This window comes from Chryseobacterium sp. MYb264, assembly GCF_035974275.1.
Lineage (GTDB): Bacteria > Bacteroidota > Bacteroidia > Flavobacteriales > Weeksellaceae > Chryseobacterium.
Genome location: NZ_CP142422.1, coordinates 3,392,008 through 3,410,090, shown reverse-complemented (window position 1 = coordinate 3,410,090; position 18,083 = coordinate 3,392,008). Strand labels below are relative to the sequence as shown.

Below are 18,083 nucleotides of genomic sequence, written 5' to 3'. Positions count from 1 at the left end.
ATACTTGATAAGGATGATATAGGAAATTTCGGATCAGTTTCAAAACTTGGGGAGAAATTGTTTAGATGTATTTTTTGTCACGAATGCACGAATATTTTTATTCCCCACAGATCCTGCTCTATTTGTTGGTTTTTCGCAAAGCCGCAAAGATATTTTTTAATGCTTTATGTTTTTAAGCCGCAAGGATTTTATCAAAGATAAAATTGAGGGCTGCATATTATCGCCACGGATACTCGAATATTTTTATTCCCCACAGATCGTGCAGATTTTCAAAGATGCTGCTCTATTTGTTGGTTTTTCGCAAAGCTGCAAAGATATTTTTTAATGCTTTATGTTTTTAAGTCGCAAGGATTTTATCAAAGATAAAATTGAGGGCTGCATATTATCGCCACAGATACTCGAATATTTTTATTCCCCACAGATCGTGCAGATTTTAACAGATGCTGCTCTATTTGTTGGTTTTTCGCAAAGCTGCAAAGATATTTTTTAATGCTTTATGTTTTTAAGTCGCAAGGATTTTATCAAAGATAAAATTGAGGGCTGCATATTATCGCCACAGATACTCGAATATTTTTATTCCCCACAGATCGTGCAGATTTTAACAGATGCTGCTCTATTTGTTGGTTTTTCGCAAAGCTGCAAAGATATTTTTTAATGCTTTATGTTTTTAAGTCGCAAGGATTTTATCAAAGATAAAATTGAGGGCTGCATATTATCGCCACAGATACTCGAATATTTTTATTCCCCACAGATCGTGCAGATTTTAACAGATGCTGCTCTATTTGTTGGTTTTTCGCAAAGCTGCAAAGATATTTTTTAATGCTTTATGTTTTTAAGTCGCAAGGATTTTATCAAAGATAAAATTGAGGGCTGCATATTATCGCCACAGATACTCGAATATTTTTATTCCCCACAGATCGTGCAGATTTTAACAGATGCTGCTCTATTTGTTGGTTTTTCGCAAAGCTGCAAAGATATTTTTTAATGCTTTATGTTTTTAAGTCGCAAGGATTTTATCAAAGATAAAATTGAGGGCTGCATATTATCGCCACAGATACTCGAATATTTTTATTCCCCACAGATCGTGCAGATTTTAACAGATGCTGCTCTATTTGTTGGTTTTTCGCAAAGCCGCAAAGATATTTTTTAATGCTTTATGTTTTTAAGTCGCAAGAATTTTATCAAAGATAAAATTGAGGGCTGCATATTATCGCCACGGATACTCGAATATTTTTATTCCCCACAGATCGTGCAGATTTTAACAGATGCTGCTCTATTTGTTGGTTTTTCGCAAAGCTGCAAAGATATTTTTTAATGCTTTATGTTTTTAAGTCGCAAGGATTTTATCAAAGATAAAATTGAGGGCTGCATATTATCGCCACAGATACTCGAATATTTTTATTCCCCACAGATCGTGCAGATTTTAACAGATGCTGCTCTATTTGTTGGTTTTTCGCAAAGCCGCAAAGATATTTTTTAATGCTTTATGTTTTTAAGTCGCAAGGATTTTATCAAAGATAAAATTGAGGGCTGCATATTATCGCCACGGATGCTCGAATATTTTTATTTCCCACAGATCGCCTTTAGATTTTCCACAGATGATATCGTTGATTTTCTTTGTTTAACCTTTGCGGTCTTTTATAGGGAGAACAGTCTTGTGAGATTTAAAACGGGAGTTGTCAAAAAACTAGGGGTGGCTTTGTGTTCAATATGTAAAGTATAAGGAAAAGAATCTGCATCATTTGCAAAATCTGCGAGAGCAAAAAATTTCACCTTACATAATCTAAACTTTTTTGCCTAGTCCCCAACTTTTGTATTTGATCCAAAAAACTTCAGAATGCAACTCAGAGGAGTCAAAGATAGAAACTTCTTTATATTCAGATTAACCAAACTTTTTGCTTAGCCGCCAACTTTTGCGCCTGATCCTAGAAAGGTTTGGTGAGACTTAAAACGGGAGTTGTCAAAAAACTTGGCGGGGCTTCGTATTCAATATGTAAAGTGTAAGGAAAAGAATCTGCATCATCTGCAAAATCTGCGAGAGCAAAAAAATCCCATGAATAGAGTAGAAGTAGTATAAAATAAAAAAATCTCCCTTAGAAAAGAGAGATTTTTGTGGGCCCTGAGGGATTCGAACCCCCGACCCTCTGGGTGTAAACCAGATGCTCTGAACCAACTGAGCTAAGAGCCCTAAATTTTTTAAAGGTGTTAGGAACCTTTGTGGGCGATGAGGGATTCGAACCCCCGACCCTCTGGGTGTAAACCAGATGCTCTGAACCAACTGAGCTAATCGCCCTCTATACTTGTTATCCTCGTTTAGAGTGGTGCAAATATACGACTTATTTTATAACCTCCAAATTTTTTTCTAAAAATTCTCCCACAACAAAGTTACTTCCGCCGATAAAAATCATTTCTTCGTTTGTAGAAGCTTCTTTTGCAGAAAGATACGCTTCCTGTACAGAATCGAAAATTTTATAAGAAATTTTTGCCTCGATTAGCAAATTCTCGTAATCTTTTGGGTGTCTTCCTCTGTTGATGGCTGGTTTCGCAAAATAAAAATCAGAATTTTCAGGTAATAATTTCATGACCTCATCTATTTTCTTGTCATTCACGAACCCCAAAATGATATGCTTATGCCTATCAATTCCTCTTAATTGATTAAAAACATACTCCAAGCCTGCCTGATTGTGTCCCGTATCGCAAATCGTCAAGGGGCTTTTTGAAAATTCAAACCAACGGCCGATAAATCCTGTGTTTTTGTGAACGTTTGACAAGCCATTCTCAATATTCTGATCGGAAATCGTAAGATTTAATTTTTTTAATTCTTCAACTAAAGCGACTGCTACTTTGATGTTATTTGCCTGATAATCTCCTTTTAAGTCGGATTTTAAATCAGATTGTATCACTGTTGCATCAATAAAAGGAGTTTTTTCTTGCGCTGCTTTATTTTTGATGATGCTTCTTACAACCTCATTTTCATCTCCGCAAACGATGGGGATAGAGTTTTTTATAATTCCTGCTTTTTCTCTTGCGATTTCTTCGATCGTGTCGCCTAAAAGATTTTGATGATCGAGCTGAACATTGGTAATGGCTGAAACCAGGGGTTTAATAATGTTGGTGGCATCAAGTCTTCCTCCTAATCCTACCTCAATAATCGCAAAATCGACATTTTGCTGACGAAAATATTCGAAAGCCATTAAGGTTGTAAATTCAAAAAATGACGGACGAATTTCTTCAGGAAGTTTTTTAAGCTTCTGAATAAAATTGAAGATGAACTCTCTTTCAGACTGTTTTCCGTTTACTTTTATACGCTCTGTAAAATCAATAAGATGTGGAGAATTGTACAACCCAACCTTGTATCCGGCTTCCTGAAGAACCGACGCCAGCATATTGCTGGTAGACCCCTTACCATTAGTTCCGCCGATATGTATGCATTTTATTTTGTCTTGTGGATTATCAAAAAGGGCACACAGTTTTGTGATATTTTCTAAACCCGGTTTATAAGCATTTACTCCGTCCCTCTGATAGTTGGGTGCCTGCACGAAAAGCCATTCTACGGCCTCGTGATATTGTTCGTTTGTCATGGTGCAAATTTGTCAAAAGTTTTTGAAAATAAAATATTAATTTTTTAAAACTGTAACTTTTTTATATTTGGTTCGTCTAATTCGGAAAAAGCTTACTATGAAAAAAGTTTGGATTGTTGTTTTTGGACTAACTTGTCTGGGTTTAAGTGCCCAAAAAAAGTGGTCTCTGAGGGAATGTGTAGACTATGCCACGCAGCATAATCTTCAGGTGATCCAGAATGAATATTCAAAACAAATCCAGGATAATAACCTAAAAATCGCAAAGAAAAACTATCTTCCCTCTGTTTCGGCCAGTGTAGGAAATACCGTGAGTTTCGGACAGACCTCCTTCGGAACCGGAAGTTTGAGAAACGACAGATTCAGCAACAGTTCTAATATTGGTGCAGATATCCTGGTATACAACAACAGAAGGCTTGAAAAAACAATTAGAAAAGTAGAATTTGATGTGGAAGCAAGCCAGTATGATATTGAAACCATCAAAAATGATATTTCTCTTCAGATTGCTCAGCAATATTTAACGACATTATTAAATAAAGAAATTGTAAAAATTTCTGAGGCTGCGGTTGAAAATGCTCAAAAGCAATTCGACAGAGCGAAAATTACAACCCAGGTGGGAACAACGGCTCAAACGGTATTGGCAGAAGCTGAAGCGGCGTGGGCAAGAGAAAAACAGAATCTAAAAACGGCTGAGATCAATGTCGGGCGAAGTTTATTTGCGTTGGCTCAATTGTTACAGCTGCAGGAATACAAAGATTTTGATGTGGACGATGTTTCTGTTCCGGATCAGTTGACTCCTGAATTAAAATCAGTTGATGAGGTTTTAGCGACGGCTTATGAAACACAACCTCAGGTAAAAGCTGCGGAAAGCAGAATAAGATCGGCACAGGCGCAAATTGAAGTGGATAAAACAGCTTTTTATCCGTCACTTACAGCAAGTGCAGGAGTTGGAAGTTTCTATAATAACCTTTTGAATACAAATAATATTGGTTCAGCATTGTTATATATTCCTGAAAAAGGATTCTTTACACAATATAAAGATAACTTTGGTCAGCAGGCTGCTGTTTCGTTAAGCATCCCGGTTTTTAATAAAGGAATTACAAAGCTTCAGGTTGAACAGTCGAGAATTAATGAAAGTGCAGCGAAGATCACTTTAGAGCAACAGAAACAAACAGTGAGACAGAATGTTCAGAAGGCACAGTTTGACGTTGATGCGAACTATGAAATTTACGTTTCATCCGTAGAAGCAGAGAAAAGTACAAAATTGGCACTGGAGTTTGCAGATAAAAGCTATGCAGCGGGTCGCTCAACGATTTATGATGTGAACGTGGCGAGAAATAATTACGCGAATGCACAAGGTTCTGTGGCTCAGGCAAAATTTAATTATCTTTTCAGTCTTAAATTATTGAATTTCTATGCGGGAATTCCACTAAGTTTGTAAAATGTCTATTCAGTCTTTAGAAAAATATTTACCCCAAAATACACTGCAATATTTAAAAATTTGGTTTGCAGATTATTATATTCATATAAAAGTAACACGAAACAGAGATTCAAAATTGGGAGATTATCGGAAGCTCCCGGATAATTCCCATGAAATTACGATAAATTCTACTTTAGTACCACAGCTTTTTTTCTTTGTTTTAACCCACGAACTGGCTCATCTTATTGCCTTCGAAAAATACGGAAGAAGAATTTCTCCTCACGGTAATGAGTGGAAAGATACTTTCAGAAAGATGCTATTACAAAGTGTCGGTGTTTATGAAGAAAAACTGAGGCCAATTATCATTAAATTCTCAAAATCCCCAAAGGCGAACTTCATGTCGAGCCCCGAGTTGGTTAAGTGTTTTCACATTGATAAACAGGATGATAACACGGTTTTTATTGAAGAATTAAAAAAAGGAGATCACTTTATCTATCGCAACGAAAAGTATTTATTAGAAGGTCTGATTAAAAAAAACTATCTTTGTCAGAACCTGGCTACCGGAAGAAAGTATTCTTTCAAACCTTTGGCGAGGGTAGAAAAATTTGCTTAATAATGTCAAAATCAGATAAATACTGTGTGATAATGGCGGGAGGAATCGGAAGCCGATTCTGGCCAATGAGTACACAGAAGTTTCCAAAACAATTTCAGGATATTTTAGGAGTTGGTCGCACAATGATTCAGCAGACCTATGACAGAATCAATAAGCTAATTCCAACGGAAAATATATTTGTTATTACGAATAAGGAATATGTGGAGCTTTCTCATCAGCAACTGCCGGAAATTCCACAGGAGAATATTGTAGGTGAACCCTTGATGAAAAATACCTCTGCCTGCAATTTGTATATGGCGAATAAAATTGCGGAGATTGACCCTAATGCAACCATGGTGGTATTACCCGCAGATCATTTGATTTTAAAAGAGGAAACTTTTTTAGAAAAAATTGAGATTGCCTTTAAAATAGCAGCAGAGCACGAGTATCTGGTGACATTAGGAATTACTCCTACGCGTCCTGATACGGGATACGGATATATTCAGTTTGTAGATAAGCATGATTCCGATTATTATAAAGTAAAAACCTTTACCGAAAAACCCATTCTTGAAATTGCCAAAAGCTTTTTAGAAAGCGGCGATTTTCTGTGGAATGCAGGGATTTTTATATGGAACGTGAAGAGCATTCATCATGCTTTTGAAACTTACCTTCCGGAGATGACTCAGCATTTTATGGCTTGTGAATACAACGCAGGAAATGAACAGAGCTGTATTGAACTTATTTATCCTAAAGTTCAAAAAGTTTCTATTGATAACGGAATTTTAGAAAAAGCTAAAAATGTATATGTAATTCCGGCAGATTTGGGTTGGAGCGACCTAGGTACATGGACTTCCGTTTATGAAAATGCGGAAAAAGATGAGAATGAAAATGCGGCCAATTTAAAGCATCTTTTAACTTACAATTCTAAAGGGAATATTATTCGTTTAAAAAACAATAATAAGGCTGTAATTATCGATGGTTTAGATGATTATATTATTGTTGATACCGATAAAGCTCTTTTAATTTGTCCGAGAGGTCACGATCAAATGATCAAAGACTACGTTCTCGATCTGAAAAACTTCAAAAAAGGGGATAAATTCATGTAAAATAATTGGCATAACTTCTGCCAAGTTTTTTGACTATGAGAAAAATAACATCCAAATTCACATTGTTTATTTTCTTGATTATAGGTGTTTTAGCGTATAGTCAGGAAAACAAAAAGTTTGCTAATATTTCAAGTGTTCTTAACGGAATTATTCCCAACGAGCGCGTAGATTTTTGGGTATTGGTTCATAATGAATATGGTAGAAATAATGAGGTGAGAACTTCCGGAAAAAAGAAAGATTATACACCTCAAACTTCAGGATTTAACTTGTTTCCAAGTGAAGACAGCTTTTATTATGTCGTCTATTCATCGGGCGGAAATATCAATTATGTAACAGATTTTGAGGGTTTAAGAAAGTTTGTCGGTAAAATAGATAATGCTGAAGAGGCTGCTATTGTAGCAACAATCGATGGTTACCTTATTGATGAGGAATTCAAAGATATTGCGGCCAGTTATTCTGAAGATAAAATGAATTATTATCTTGATTTGGGAAAACTAACTTCCAAAGAATGCCCATATCAGAAAAAACACTTTACTTTAACCGTAAATAAAGCGGCCGGAACGATAAAAGACATAAAAGATAACGGAACTTATATTGAGCTTTACAACAAAAAATGCCCAAATAATCCTCGACTTCTAAAAATCGAAAAAAAGGAAGAACCAAAAAATGAACCTAAAAAATCAACCCGATCTACCCGCAGATAATTCCTACGAAACAGAACGATTGATCCTCCGTCCGATGTCTTTGAAAGATGGAGAATTTATTTTCGATTTGTATAACAGACCGAAATTTATTCAATATATCGGTGATCGTAATATTAAAACGGTTGCTGATGCTGAAAATTACATCAAAAACCGGTTTATGCCTCAGTTTGAAAAGCTAGGCTTTGGCAATTATTTGATCTTAACGAAAGAGGGAAATCATAAAATAGGTGGAGTAGGAATCTTCGAAAGGGAAGGTTTGGAAATCGTAGATATAGGATTTTCTTTACTAGATGAGTTTGAAGGAAAAGGTTACGCTTATGAAGCTGCCTTAAAAGTAAAATCTATCGGAATGGATGATTTTGGATTAAAGAAAATTTCCGCGATTACTTCAAAAGATAATTATTCTTCTCAGAAATTAATCGAAAAATTAGGTTTGAAATATCAAAAAATGGTGATGATTCCCGATGATAATGAAGAATTAATGTACTACGAAACATTAGACTAAATCACAAATCACACAAATATTTTCACCAACTTCACCGCTAGCAGTGTTATTCGTGAAAATATTTGTGAAATTAGTTTTCAAGAAAAAATTATCCTTCCAAAATTTGCGCTGCCGCTGTTTTCGATGTCACTTTTTCGATAACTCTTGTACAGATTCCGTTTTCATCAAAGATAAAAGTCGTTCTTACGATGCCCATATAGGTTTTTCCGAACGTTTTTTTCTCTTTCCAAACTCCGAATTTCTCAATAATATCACGATTTTCATCAGCAATTAAGTCATAAGGAAAAGCAAATTTGCTATGGAAATTTTTCTGCTTTTTTACAGAATCACCGCTTATTCCCAATAACTGAAATCCTTCTTTTTCCAGCATTGAATAATTGTCGCTTAAATTACAGGCTTCCACCGTGCAAGTCGGTGTGCTTGCCTGAGGATAAAAGAAAACAACCAGTTTCTTACCCAGTAATTTTGATGATTCTATTGTATTTCCATCCTGATTGATTCCTTCAAATTCAGGTAATTGATCTCCAACTTTCAACATAATGATTTATTTTTGTTCAAATTTAATGGTTACATGACAAAAAAGCAAAGAGCAGAATTGGTTCAGTCAGAATTAGAAAAACTATATCCGGAAGTTCCTATTCCATTAGATCATACCGATCCCTATACGCTGATGGTGGCAGTCGCATTATCTGCACAGACAACCGATAAAAAGGTCAATCAGGTAACGCCTGATCTTTTTGCCGTTGCCGGAACGCCGCAAAGAATGGCAAAACTGGAAGAGTTTCAGATTAAAGAACTGATCAAGGAAATCGGATTAGCCAATACAAAGGCAAAAAATCTAAAAAGAATGGCAGAATTGCTTCTGGAAAGACATGATGGAGTGGTGCCGCAAACCTATGAAGAGCTGGAAGCCCTTCCCGGAGTTGGTCACAAAACGGCTTCTGTGGTAATGAGCCAGGGCTTTGGATTTCCTGCTTTTCCTGTCGATACGCATATTCACAGATTGATGACGCAGTGGAAACTGACTTCCGGTAAAAATGTGGTGGAAACAGAAAAAGATGCTAAAAAAATATGGAAAGAAGAGGTTTGGAATAAACTTCATCTCCAGATTATCTTTTACGGAAGAGAGTATTCGCCAGCAAGAGGAAAGGGAGAGAAAGATTTTATTACGAAAATGCTATTTGAGAAATAATTTTAAAATTCAGCAAAAAGGAATATATTTGAGTAAACATCAAATTCCTATTCATGAACAAAATTATTATTTCGTTATTTCTCGTTGTTTTCAGCATTTGTAAAAGTCAGATTCACCGTTTTTATTATGAGCTGAATTATAAGCCATCTACAAAATCTCCTGAATTAAAGAAAGATATTTTTTATCTCGATACAAAGGATAATACTTCGGTTTTTGTGCGAAAAGAAAAAGTAGAGTCCGATTCTCTGTTTTTGGTTAATCCTGAGCTTACACAATCGATTACGCCTTACGGAACGATGAATTTCAGGATTTTAAAAGACATTAAGAATAAATCGGTTTCTTTCAAGGATGATCTTTTTATTGGAATTCTTGCTTATAAGGAAAATGTAGAGTTTCCGTGGAAAATCTCTCAGGAAAAAGGAAGTTTTGAGCAATATCAAACTCAAAAAGCCGAAGTGAATTATGGCGGAAGAACCTGGGTCGCATGGTTTGTACCAGATATTCCACAATGGGATGGGCCGTATGTTTTTATGGGACTTCCGGGATTGATTGTTGATATTAAAGATTCTGCCGACGAATATCATTGGAAGCTACTTGGAAGTAAGAAAATACCTAACGCAGATTTGTCTCTTAAAGGCTCAATGGATGGCGAACAGCAGGTTTCCAAAGAAGCTTATCTTAAAAATAAAAAAATGATCATGCAAGATCCGATGCCGATATTTATGCAGGCAATGATGAATATTGATAAAGATTCAAAAGTAATGATGAAAATGCGTCAGCAGGCAGATGATTATAAAAAGTATTTTCAGAAAAATGATAATTCCATTGAAAAATAAAATAAAAACAACCTGATTAAAGGTTGTTTTTTCTTTTAAATATCCAACAGTCTTCTATGGTAATTGATTTGCCCTAAATGATAGCCTAAATGTCCAAAAAGATGGATCAAAAAGTATCCGGTTGTCATTTTGTAACCTAAAGCTTCCAGCGGATATTCTTTTTCAAGATCTTCAGCAGATAATTTTTCCAGGGAAGAATTTACCACTTCTATTGTTTTTTCCACTTGCGATATCAATTCTTCACGCGGAATATTCTTTAACGAAAATTCAAGCTCACGATCTCGTATATAACCGGAGTTTCCAAGGTATGCACCAATAAAATGATTGATATTTCCTACCAGATGAAGACATAAATTCCCACCAGAATTCAAGATGTTTTTATCTATTTTCCAGATAGCGTCTTCGTTGGTATAGGCTTGAATTTCTTTTTTTAATTGAGTTAAATCTCTCGTGAAAAGAGATTGTAGACTTGCTGTGATCATTTTTAATTAAATTTTAAGTATAAATCTAAAGTAAAAAGTCACAAAAATTAATTTGTGACCTTTATTTTATTTAAAATTACTTCTGTTTTTTAGCCCAAAGTTCCATTTTTCTGTTCAAAACATCCAAAGGAAGGCATCCTTGGCTCAACACTTCATCGTGAAAACTTGCCAAATTGAATTTTGCACCCAATTGTTTTTGATATTTCTCTCTCAGCTCACGAATTCTTAACGAACCGATTTTGTAGCCTAAAGCCTGTCCCGGCATCGCCATATACCTTTCCACTTCGGCAGTTGCTCCCGCTTCATCATAAGAAATATTGCTTAAAAAATATTTAATAGCCTCTTCTCTAGACATTTTTCCTGAATGAATTCCGGTGTCTACAACCAATCTTACGGCTCTCAACATCTGATCGCTCAGATACCCCATTTTCTGATAAGGATCTGTGTATAAGCCGAATTCCGGACCTAAAGTTTCACAATAATGCGCCCAACCTTCGCCATACGCTCCAAACCAACCGAATCTCATAAACTTAGGAAGTTTTGTATTTTCCTGTTGCAAAGAAACCTGATAATGATGCCCCGGAATTGCCTCGTGAAGGAAAAGAGATTCCATCCCTGAAGTGACATTGAATTTCGAGGGATCAGGAAGCGGAACATAGAAAATCCCAGGTCTTTTGCCATCTGGAGTTCCCTGAATATATTCGGCACTCGCACTAGCTTCTCTGAATTTTTCCGTTTGTCTGATCTCAAATTTCGTTTTCGGAGTTACACTGAACATGGTTTTCAACTTTGGAGTAATCTTCGTTAAAACACCATTAAATGCTGCTAAAACTTCCTTTGAAGTCTTATAAGGCATCGCTTTTTCATCCGTTTTTACGAAATTGATGAATTCTTCCAACGTTCCGGTAAAACCAACCTGTTGTTTTACTTTTTCCATTTCCGCACGAAGCATTGCCACTTGCTGAAGTCCGATTTTATTGATCTCATCTGTGGAAATATTGGTGGTCGTCCAGCTTTTTGCATAAAACTGATAGATTTCCTTTCCGTTTGGAAGGCTGTTGTATCCATCGGTATCACGACCTTTCGGTAAATATTCCTTTTCTAAAAAATCACCCATTTTAGTGTAAGCCGGGATGATTTTTTTAGTGATGGCGTCTTTGTAAAGCGCTGAGAATTTATCTTTCTGAGCTTGAGTAAAATTCTTCGGAAACTTTTTAATTGGTCCGTAAAAAATATTTTTATCAGGATCGGTAGAAACAATTTCTTCCGCTCTCATCTGAGGAATCATTTTGATAACCAGTTTTTTAGGTAAAACCATTTTATTGGTAATTCCTTCACGGAAATTATCCTGAGCCGCATTCATCCAGTCCGGAAATTTATCCATTCTTTGAAGCCAGTCGTTATAATCTTTTTCTGTTTTAAAGGGCTGACTACCTTCTCCGCTTCCGTACAGAGGGAAATTCAGAGGAAGGCCTCCAAACTGTGTGAAAGGGATATATTCCGGGTGATAGGCGTAAGCTTCAATTTTATCTTTTAGGGTAAAATCCAGCACATCGTATACCACTTTATCTTCATCTGAAAGACTTTTATAATCTACATTATCCAGCTGTTTCTGAACAGAATTATAAAAGGCTACTTCTCCGGAAATAAAATCTTTATCGATATTGATGGGCAATTGGTCGTTATACCTCAAATCACCTTGTGAAGTGGCTTCCAAAGGATATAATTTAAGATATTGCTCATAATAATTGGACGCAATAGAATCGAGATTGGATGGCGTAACTTTCGTGAGCGGCGAATCCGACTTTTTGCAGGAAGCAAGACCAATAATAAGTCCTACGCCTAAAATACTTTTCGATAAAATGTTTTTCATTTTTCAGAATCTTTATGAAAACAAAAGTAAGTATTATTGGAATATGCCGAATTAATAATTAAAGCGGATTTTTTAAAAATACTTTTCAAAATATTTTTCACGTTCAATCTATTTTTTATCTTTGTTGCTAACGTTTAACAATCATACTATTACAGTTCTTTTTTAAGAAATAATGAAAGGGATTTTAAAAATTTACCATCCGGACGAAACGCTAAAGTACAATATTAGAAATACTTATTGTAAGGCAGTTTACAGCAACCAACAGCATTTTTTAGAGGTTGAAATTACTACGGATGACGGTTTGGATCACGTAGATGATGATTCTTTACAGTACAATTTTCCTCAGCTTTCGCTGGAAGTTTTCGATTTTCCTATCGACTCCGCGGAAATAGAAGGAAAAACAATCACAATCAACGATTCTGATGAGGATACCTACACCGAGGTAGATCTTTTTGACGACGAGGAGGCTTTTATCTATGATAATGAGCTTTTGTTTGAAAAAAGTGAAGACGGAGAGTTACAGGTGATCTGGAAAGGCACAATTGACGATTTCTATACAGGATCTGATACGCCGATTCCTTTCAGATTAAAATGCGAATTTAAGCAAGATGATATTGAGGTAGACGAAGATTAATTCTAATTTTCATCCTCCCTATTTTTTTATAGATCAGATTTCTTTTCAAACCTGTTTTGGAGAGAAATTTGCTATTTTTGAGTAATAACAATTTTTTAAGTTGTTTTTAAGCTATTTTTAAGACACGAATTAATAATATTCCATTATTTTTGTCGTTAAAACTTTTATAAAAATACACATTAATGCTGTTAACGGAACTTACTACGATGTTGTTTGCACAAGTTGCTACACCTGCAGTGGCTGCAGAAGATTTAGAATTTTCATTTTGGAAGATCATGTTCCACGGTGGGGCTTTCGCTAAAATAGTGATGGTTACCGTGATCGCATTGGGTATATTTTCCGTATATCTGTTTTTTGAACGTTTTTTCTTTATTAAAAGATTAACCTCGAAAACAGATTCCAATTTTATGGATAATATTGAAGATTTCATTAAAGAAGGCAAAATAGAATCGGCAGCAGATTATTGCAAAAGACAGAATTCTCCGGAAGGAAGGATTTTAGAAAAGGGAATTTCAAGACTGGGGCGTCCTGTTTCAGATATTGTAAGCGCAATGGAATCTCAGGCTCAGGTGGAGGTTGCCAATATGGAGAAAAACCTGAATCTTTTGGCAGTGGTACCAAGTATCGCTCCAATGTTGGGACTATTGGGAACGGTAATCGGGATGATTATTGCGTTCTTTAATCTATCCCATGCCACAGGATCTTTCTCTCCAAAAACTTTGTCTGAAGGTATTTACACGGCTTTAGGACAAACGGCGGTGGGTCTTGCAGTGGCTATTCCGGCTAACTTTTTCTACAATATTTTATTAACGAGAATTGATAAATTTGTATTAAAGGCACAAAATATGTCTGGAGAATTTTTAGATCTTATCAATAAACCTTTATAATTTTTCTTATGAAACCGAAAGGTTCCATCTGACCATTTAAAAACAATAAAAGTAAAACAGATGAAAATTCAGAGAAGAAATAAAGCGAATCCAGAATTCAGTTTAGCAGCGATGACAGACGTTATCTTGCTGATGCTGATATTCTTTATGATTACATCTACAGCGGCCAATCAGAGTGCCATAGATGTGAAACTACCAAAAGCAGATACGGCGGCAGATAATGTTCCTAATCCTTTGGTGGTAAGCGTGAAGCCGGACGGATCTTATTTTGTAGATGATAATCCGGTGTCAAGAGATCAGTTGGAACCCACGGTGGTAAGTAAATTGGCCAACCAGACCAACAAATCTTTTACCATTCGTGCAGATGAAAATACGATGCACAAAGACGTGGTATTTGTAATGGAAATTGCTGAAAAAAATAAATTTAATATCGCCATTGCAACGGTTAAAGATAAATAATACAACCGGAATTTCCGGTAAGGATCATTTCAAGATGAGAAGCCATATTGTAAACAAAGACGAGGAAAATAGAGATCGGGTAAAAAGTGCATTGCTTTCCATCCTGGTTTGGTCTGCCATCCTGTTGTTTGTTTTTTTATATAAATTAAAACCCGAAATAGAGAAGCAACCCGAAGTGGTGAATACTATGCTTGTGAATTTCGGAGACAACAGAAATGGTAACGGAATTGAAGAGCCTGCCGAACAGGAAGGAAGTTTAGCTGCGGCGACGGAAGAAGTAACTCCGGAACCCATTGAAACGCCTGTTCCAGAAACAAAAACCGTCATTAAGCCGGAACCTAAACCAGAACCTGTTGCAAAAAAATCTGAACCGACAGATAAAGTACTAACGGGAAATAATTCTAAAGTTTCCGTATCTAAAAAAGAAGAATCTAAAAAAGCTGATAAAGCATCAACAAGCACATCAGCATCTAAGAATACTAAAAAATCTGGTGCTACAACTGCCAATTCTAAAACCGGAAGCGGAGACGGAAAGGGAAATGCAGCCATTGGAAATTTAATTAAAGGAAGAGGAACGAAAGCGGGAAGTCAAGGTGACGGAACGGGAGTAGGAAATGCAGGAGATCCTTTAGGAGGCGACGGAAACGGAGACAGTAAAGTCGGAATCGACAGAAAATTGGTTGGCTTTATTCCCGGAACAATGGGAAGAGGCGGAGCGCAACCATCAAACAGCTGTACGGCAAGCGGAACAATTACCGTTGCCTACACCGTAGATAAAGCCGGAAATGTAGTTTCTGCAAGAAGACTTAGTGGAACTTCAGATCCTTGTATCTCATCAAACGCGGTGGCTTGGGTTAAGAAATATGTAAAAGCTGAAAAAGCCAATGTTTCTTCCACCGGATCTTATAAAATTACTTTCTAAAAATACAAAAGCACTTTATTCAAGTGCTTTTTTTATTTCGTTGATTCTGTTGATAACGGGAAGAGCAAATATTCCGCTGGTCTGAAGATATAGTTCGTAGAATGTTTTTGCTTTGCCTAAAAATTCATTATTCTGACTAGTTTTACCATTAAAATAGAAAAGGTTACCCAGCATTTCGTAATAATCTTTGTGGTCTCTTTCCTGTCTTTCGTTCACGATTTCAATAATTTCTTCTTTTGATTTCGATGCAAGCGTTGTAAAATCAAATTTGAAAATGTCTTTCATTAATGTTTCGAAGTCCAATTCTTTCTGCATTAAACTTTCTTCAGGTTTATCTAAAATCAGCTTTTCTAACGCTTGAGTTAACTGACGTATTAATCTTAATGTAAATTCTTTATCTGTAATCATAATCGGTTTGCTTGTTTAATTTTTATAATGAGTTGTATATAAAATCGCGAAGGTGTATTCGGAGACTTCAATTACTTCTCATCATTATTGTTTTTATTTTTTTTATAATCTAGAAAGGTCGTTTCGGATATTTTTTTGATAGATTTCAGTACGTCGATTTTATCTAACGTAGCTTTTTGATCTTTAACTGTTTCAAGTAAAACTTGAAACCTTGATTTTCTATCCAATCCATTTTTAATTAATGCTGCATTTAAGCTTTCTATTGTAGACAAGATCGCTAATTCATTGATACTTGCCATATCTCTAATATTTTCACCCTGCAATGCTCTGGCGGGGTTTGCCTCTTGCCATTCTTTTGCTGTACATCCAAATAATGCGATATTCAGTAGATCTGCTTCTCCGGCGTACAATAGCCACTCTTTTGCTTTGGAGAAATTTGTTTTTGGGATAATATAATTTTTTACTGCGTCTGTATGTATTGTATAATTAGCTTTTGTTAAAATTCGTCTTACATTCCATTCTAATCCATGTTCATTACTTTCAATTTCTTTTAACCGTTGATATTCTTTAATAATATAAAGTTGAAACACCGGACTGATCCACATGGCGAAGTTGAATGCAATATCTTTATGAGCATAGGTTCCTCCATATTTTCCAGCGGTTGAAATAATTCCAATAGCATCAGTACTATCAGCCCATTTTTTTGGAGTCATGTTAAAGCTGTTTAAACCAGACTGTTTCCTAAAGGTGTCGAATTCGACACCTTTAAAATCTGGATTATGTAAACCTTCCCAAACTCCAAGATATTCAAGAGTATTACGATTTCGCATCCAATTCCTTATATGATCATCTCCTTCCTGTCCTTTTGCAATGTCAGTAAGACAAATATAATCTTGATTATCAATATTCTTTATTCCTATTTCAATATCTTGTACCTTTATAAATAATTTTTTCGCCATTTTTATGTTTTTAATTTAGAATAATCCATCACCAGCTAGCAATTAACTAGCATCACCCACTTTTAAGCAAAGAAAAGATGCGCCAGCACAATCGCAGTAATAACGCCTACCAAATCAGCCAAAAGCATGGCAATTACCGTATATCTCGTGTTTTTGACGGCTACGGCTCCGAAATAAACGGCAATCACGTAAAACGTCGTATCTGAGCTTCCCTGAAGAACTGCCGCCAACTTCCCCTGAAAACTATCCGGACCGAAAGTGGCCATCGTATCCATCATCATTCCACGGGCTCCTGAGCCAGATAATGGTTTGATCAAAGCAGTCGGAAGTCCGTCCACAAATCTTGCATCTAAATTGGATGCATTGGCAACCCATTTCATTCCGTCAATAATGACTTCAAAAACGCCGGAAGTTCTTAAAAGTGAAATCGCGATCAACATTCCCACCAAATAAGGAATGATCTTCACACTTGTTGTAAAACCTTCCTTTGCACCGTCCACAAATGCTTCAAAAACATTGATCTTTTTATAAACTGCACCCAATACAATTGCCACGAAAATAAAAAGAATAAGTCCGTTACTTAAAACCTGACTGAATATATCCAACGCTTCTTTACTCAAACCGGTAAGATACCAAACGAGAAGACCAATCAATGCCGAAATTCCTCCGATATAGGCTAAAAGAACAGGTTTTAAAAGATTTATTTTTTGATAAATTGAAACGATAATCATCGCAGCTAAAGTTGCTGCAAAAGTAGCGATCATGCAGTACAGGAAAATATCCGTCGGGTTTTTAGAACCTGCAGAAGATCTCAATGCAATGATCGAAACCGGAATTAACGTCATTCCTCCGGCATGAAGGCAGAGAAACATAATCTGAGAATTACTCGCCGTATCTTTATTCGGGTTTAAACTTTGAAGACTTTCCATCGCTTTTAATCCAAAAGGAGTTGCCGCATTATCCAAGCCCAGAAGATTGGCACTGAAGTTCATCAGCATATGTCCAAAAGCGGGATGGTTTTTCGGAATTTCAGGGAATAATTTTGAGAAAAATGGTTGAATTAATCGACTTAAAAGATTAATTCCGCCCGCTTTTTCTGCAATGCTCATGAAACCCATGAACAAAGCCATAATCCCAATCAGCCCCAGACAGATTTTCACTGCGGTTTCGGAAGTTCCGATCACGCCGTCTGTTTCCTGAACGCGGTAGACATTTACTTCCTGTTTTAAAGAATCGGTTTTATAATAAATTCGGTTGTCTTCAAAACTGTTTTTTTTCATCAAACTGTCTCGCACGATAGGTGCAACAACATTCATTTTTTGTGTTGCAATTTTCACCGTATCGCCGCCTTTTCCTACCACCATATCATTGAAAATAGTTTTGTAGTTGCTTGATGAGACGTATTTTATACTGGCAATGGCAATGGCAATAATGATAAATGCCGACCAAATTCTGCTGAGAACCATTTGTTTGAATTAAGATTGTTTAAACTTATCAAAAAAACTTCAGATTACAAAGAGACGGTG

Annotated in this window: 18 protein-coding genes and 2 tRNA genes; 11 read left to right on the top strand and 9 right to left on the bottom strand. The window is 36.0% G+C overall.

What is annotated here, in order from left to right; genetic code table 11:
- Positions 1 to 2,113: 2,113 nt before the first annotated feature.
- From VUJ46_RS14770 to VUJ46_RS14760, 3 genes are all read right to left on the bottom strand, one after another.
- Positions 2,114 to 2,188, bottom strand: a tRNA-Val gene (locus tag VUJ46_RS14770).
- 30 nt (positions 2,189 to 2,218) lie between these two features.
- Positions 2,219 to 2,293, bottom strand: a tRNA-Val gene (locus VUJ46_RS14765).
- 43 nt (positions 2,294 to 2,336) lie between these two features.
- Positions 2,337 to 3,581, bottom strand: a complete 1,245-nt coding sequence (locus VUJ46_RS14760; protein WP_326981498.1) for a bifunctional folylpolyglutamate synthase/dihydrofolate synthase — start codon at positions 3,579 to 3,581, stop codon at positions 2,337 to 2,339.
- A 97-nt stretch (positions 3,582 to 3,678) separates the two neighbouring features.
- Between VUJ46_RS14760 and VUJ46_RS14755 the strand changes: the two genes are divergently transcribed.
- Genes VUJ46_RS14755 through VUJ46_RS14735 form a run of 5 tightly spaced genes read left to right on the top strand, consistent with a single transcriptional unit; the run spans position 3,679 to position 7,905 of the window.
- Positions 3,679 to 5,019 (top strand): TolC family protein, encoded by a 1,341-nt coding sequence (locus VUJ46_RS14755; RefSeq protein WP_326981497.1) that lies wholly within the window; start codon positions 3,679 to 3,681, stop codon positions 5,017 to 5,019.
- A 1-nt stretch (position 5,020) separates the two neighbouring features.
- Positions 5,021 to 5,611, top strand: a complete 591-nt coding sequence (locus VUJ46_RS14750; RefSeq protein WP_326981496.1) for a SprT-like domain-containing protein — start codon at positions 5,021 to 5,023, stop codon at positions 5,609 to 5,611.
- 2 nt (positions 5,612 to 5,613) lie between these two features.
- Positions 5,614 to 6,696: a mannose-1-phosphate guanylyltransferase gene (locus VUJ46_RS14745; RefSeq protein WP_326981494.1), complete on the top strand. Its 1,083-nt coding sequence runs from the start codon at positions 5,614 to 5,616 to the stop codon at positions 6,694 to 6,696.
- Between the two features lie 35 nt (positions 6,697 to 6,731).
- The gene (locus VUJ46_RS14740) at positions 6,732 to 7,400 is read left to right on the top strand and encodes a hypothetical protein (protein ID WP_326981493.1); all 669 of its coding nucleotides are present in this window, start codon (positions 6,732 to 6,734) and stop codon (positions 7,398 to 7,400) included.
- Complete coding sequence (locus VUJ46_RS14735; RefSeq protein WP_326981492.1) at positions 7,363 to 7,905, top strand: GNAT family N-acetyltransferase; 543 nt, start codon at positions 7,363 to 7,365, stop codon at positions 7,903 to 7,905. Before VUJ46_RS14740 ends, VUJ46_RS14735 begins: the two co-directional genes overlap by 38 nt.
- 88 nt (positions 7,906 to 7,993) lie before the next feature.
- On the opposite strand, the gene bcp is transcribed toward VUJ46_RS14735, so the two are convergent.
- A complete protein-coding gene (bcp, locus tag VUJ46_RS14730; RefSeq protein WP_326981491.1) occupies positions 7,994 to 8,443 on the bottom strand; it encodes a thioredoxin-dependent thiol peroxidase in 450 nt (149 codons plus the stop codon).
- Between the two features lie 33 nt (positions 8,444 to 8,476).
- Between bcp and VUJ46_RS14725 the strand changes: the two genes are divergently transcribed.
- Together VUJ46_RS14725 and VUJ46_RS14720 are read left to right on the top strand one after the other, a co-directional pair.
- On the top strand, positions 8,477 to 9,097 hold the full coding sequence (locus tag VUJ46_RS14725) for an endonuclease III domain-containing protein (protein WP_326981490.1): 621 nt from the start codon (positions 8,477 to 8,479) through the stop codon (positions 9,095 to 9,097).
- 53 nt (positions 9,098 to 9,150) lie between these two features.
- On the top strand, positions 9,151 to 9,933 hold the full coding sequence (locus VUJ46_RS14720) for a GLPGLI family protein (protein ID WP_326981489.1): 783 nt from the start codon (positions 9,151 to 9,153) through the stop codon (positions 9,931 to 9,933).
- 35 nt (positions 9,934 to 9,968) lie between these two features.
- On the opposite strand, the gene VUJ46_RS14715 is transcribed toward VUJ46_RS14720, so the two are convergent.
- Positions 9,969 to 10,415, bottom strand: a complete 447-nt coding sequence (locus VUJ46_RS14715) for a DinB family protein (RefSeq protein ID WP_326981488.1) — start codon at positions 10,413 to 10,415, stop codon at positions 9,969 to 9,971.
- A gap of 76 nt (positions 10,416 to 10,491) precedes the next feature.
- The gene (locus VUJ46_RS14710; RefSeq protein WP_326981487.1) at positions 10,492 to 12,288 is read right to left on the bottom strand and encodes a DUF885 domain-containing protein; all 1,797 of its coding nucleotides are present in this window, start codon (positions 12,286 to 12,288) and stop codon (positions 10,492 to 10,494) included.
- A 172-nt stretch (positions 12,289 to 12,460) separates the two neighbouring features.
- Here VUJ46_RS14710 and VUJ46_RS14705 point away from each other — a divergent pair, with 172 nt between their 5' ends.
- The 4 genes from VUJ46_RS14705 to VUJ46_RS14690 all read left to right on the top strand — a co-directional run bounded on the left by VUJ46_RS14705 (position 12,461) and on the right by VUJ46_RS14690 (position 15,190).
- Positions 12,461 to 12,922: a hypothetical protein gene (locus VUJ46_RS14705; RefSeq protein WP_326981486.1), complete on the top strand. Its 462-nt coding sequence runs from the start codon at positions 12,461 to 12,463 to the stop codon at positions 12,920 to 12,922.
- Between the two features lie 182 nt (positions 12,923 to 13,104).
- Positions 13,105 to 13,809, top strand: coding sequence for a MotA/TolQ/ExbB proton channel family protein (locus VUJ46_RS14700; RefSeq protein ID WP_267403502.1), 705 nt, complete (start codon positions 13,105 to 13,107; stop codon positions 13,807 to 13,809).
- 60 nt (positions 13,810 to 13,869) lie between these two features.
- Positions 13,870 to 14,268 carry an ExbD/TolR family protein gene (locus tag VUJ46_RS14695; protein ID WP_267403500.1) on the top strand — a complete coding sequence of 133 codons (399 nt, stop codon included), beginning with the start codon at positions 13,870 to 13,872 and terminating at the stop codon, positions 14,266 to 14,268.
- 34 nt (positions 14,269 to 14,302) lie between these two features.
- Positions 14,303 to 15,190: a ferric siderophore ABC transporter substrate-binding protein gene (locus VUJ46_RS14690; protein ID WP_326985110.1), complete on the top strand. Its 888-nt coding sequence runs from the start codon at positions 14,303 to 14,305 to the stop codon at positions 15,188 to 15,190.
- A gap of 15 nt (positions 15,191 to 15,205) precedes the next feature.
- Here the strand turns inward: VUJ46_RS14690 and VUJ46_RS14685 are convergent, their stop codons facing one another.
- The 3 genes from VUJ46_RS14685 to VUJ46_RS14675 form a co-directional block, all read right to left on the bottom strand.
- Positions 15,206 to 15,598: a hypothetical protein gene (locus VUJ46_RS14685; protein ID WP_326981485.1), complete on the bottom strand. Its 393-nt coding sequence runs from the start codon at positions 15,596 to 15,598 to the stop codon at positions 15,206 to 15,208.
- 71 nt (positions 15,599 to 15,669) lie between these two features.
- Complete coding sequence (locus tag VUJ46_RS14680) at positions 15,670 to 16,557, bottom strand: KilA-N domain-containing protein (protein ID WP_326981484.1); 888 nt, start codon at positions 16,555 to 16,557, stop codon at positions 15,670 to 15,672.
- Positions 16,558 to 16,619: 62 nt separating this feature from the next.
- Positions 16,620 to 18,023 (bottom strand): nucleoside recognition domain-containing protein, encoded by a 1,404-nt coding sequence (locus tag VUJ46_RS14675; protein ID WP_326981483.1) that lies wholly within the window; start codon positions 18,021 to 18,023, stop codon positions 16,620 to 16,622.
- Positions 18,024 to 18,083 lie beyond the last annotated feature (60 nt).

Coding starts and splice junctions, on each gene's coding strand:
- VUJ46_RS14760 (WP_326981498.1), bottom strand. CDS start 3,581: ATGACAAACGAACAATATCACGAGGCCGTAGAATGGCTTTTCGTGCAG.
- VUJ46_RS14755 (WP_326981497.1), top strand. CDS start 3,679: ATGAAAAAAGTTTGGATTGTTGTTTTTGGACTAACTTGTCTGGGTTTA.
- VUJ46_RS14750 (WP_326981496.1), top strand. CDS start 5,021: ATGTCTATTCAGTCTTTAGAAAAATATTTACCCCAAAATACACTGCAA.
- VUJ46_RS14745 (WP_326981494.1), top strand. CDS start 5,614: ATGTCAAAATCAGATAAATACTGTGTGATAATGGCGGGAGGAATCGGA.
- VUJ46_RS14740 (WP_326981493.1), top strand. CDS start 6,732: ATGAGAAAAATAACATCCAAATTCACATTGTTTATTTTCTTGATTATA.
- VUJ46_RS14735 (WP_326981492.1), top strand. CDS start 7,363: ATGAACCTAAAAAATCAACCCGATCTACCCGCAGATAATTCCTACGAA.
- bcp (WP_326981491.1), bottom strand. CDS start 8,443: ATGTTGAAAGTTGGAGATCAATTACCTGAATTTGAAGGAATCAATCAG.
- VUJ46_RS14725 (WP_326981490.1), top strand. CDS start 8,477: ATGACAAAAAAGCAAAGAGCAGAATTGGTTCAGTCAGAATTAGAAAAA.
- VUJ46_RS14720 (WP_326981489.1), top strand. CDS start 9,151: ATGAACAAAATTATTATTTCGTTATTTCTCGTTGTTTTCAGCATTTGT.
- VUJ46_RS14715 (WP_326981488.1), bottom strand. CDS start 10,415: ATGATCACAGCAAGTCTACAATCTCTTTTCACGAGAGATTTAACTCAA.
- VUJ46_RS14710 (WP_326981487.1), bottom strand. CDS start 12,288: ATGAAAAACATTTTATCGAAAAGTATTTTAGGCGTAGGACTTATTATT.
- VUJ46_RS14705 (WP_326981486.1), top strand. CDS start 12,461: ATGAAAGGGATTTTAAAAATTTACCATCCGGACGAAACGCTAAAGTAC.
- VUJ46_RS14700 (WP_267403502.1), top strand. CDS start 13,105: ATGCTGTTAACGGAACTTACTACGATGTTGTTTGCACAAGTTGCTACA.
- VUJ46_RS14695 (WP_267403500.1), top strand. CDS start 13,870: ATGAAAATTCAGAGAAGAAATAAAGCGAATCCAGAATTCAGTTTAGCA.
- VUJ46_RS14690 (WP_326985110.1), top strand. CDS start 14,303: ATGAGAAGCCATATTGTAAACAAAGACGAGGAAAATAGAGATCGGGTA.
- VUJ46_RS14685 (WP_326981485.1), bottom strand. CDS start 15,598: ATGATTACAGATAAAGAATTTACATTAAGATTAATACGTCAGTTAACT.
- VUJ46_RS14680 (WP_326981484.1), bottom strand. CDS start 16,557: ATGGCGAAAAAATTATTTATAAAGGTACAAGATATTGAAATAGGAATA.
- VUJ46_RS14675 (WP_326981483.1), bottom strand. CDS start 18,023: ATGGTTCTCAGCAGAATTTGGTCGGCATTTATCATTATTGCCATTGCC.